The 454-nt window shown below is 64.3% G+C and carries 1 protein-coding gene; it reads right to left on the bottom strand.

All coding sequences use genetic code 11. The features are described 5' to 3' along the window. Window positions 1-454, bottom strand: a 454-nt coding sequence (locus ON20_RS08615; protein WP_040834479.1) for a cytochrome b N-terminal domain-containing protein, incomplete at both ends; no start/stop codon positions are given.

Raw genomic sequence — 454 nt, 5'->3', positions numbered from 1 at the left:
TGATACCGGAGAACGCGGCCCGCAGCCCGGTACCCGAGAGCAGGTCGTCGGGCAGCGAGTAGCCGAAGAACCCCTCGAACATCGCCAGGATCAGCAGCAGCGACCCGATAACCCAGTTTCCCTCGCGCGGCTTGCGGAACGCGCCGGTGAAGAAGATGCGGAACAGGTGCACGATGATCGACGCGGCGAACAGCAACGCCGCCCAGTGGTGCACCTGCCGGACGAACAACCCGCCCCGCACCTCGAAGGAGATGTTCAACGCGGTCTCATACGCCCGCGACATGCCCACACCCCGCAGCGGCTGATACGCGCCGTCGTAGGTCACCTCCGCCATCGACGGGTCGAAGTACAGCGTGAGGTAGACGCCGGACAGCAGCAGGATGATGAAGCTGTACAGCGCGATCTCGCCCAACAGGAACGACCAGTGCGTGGGGAACACCTTGTTGATCGAGCG

Source organism: Nocardia brevicatena NBRC 12119 (genome assembly GCF_000308495.1).
Lineage (GTDB): Bacteria > Actinomycetota > Actinomycetes > Mycobacteriales > Mycobacteriaceae > Nocardia > Nocardia brevicatena.
This window is presented reverse-complemented; position numbering and strand designations above follow the sequence as displayed.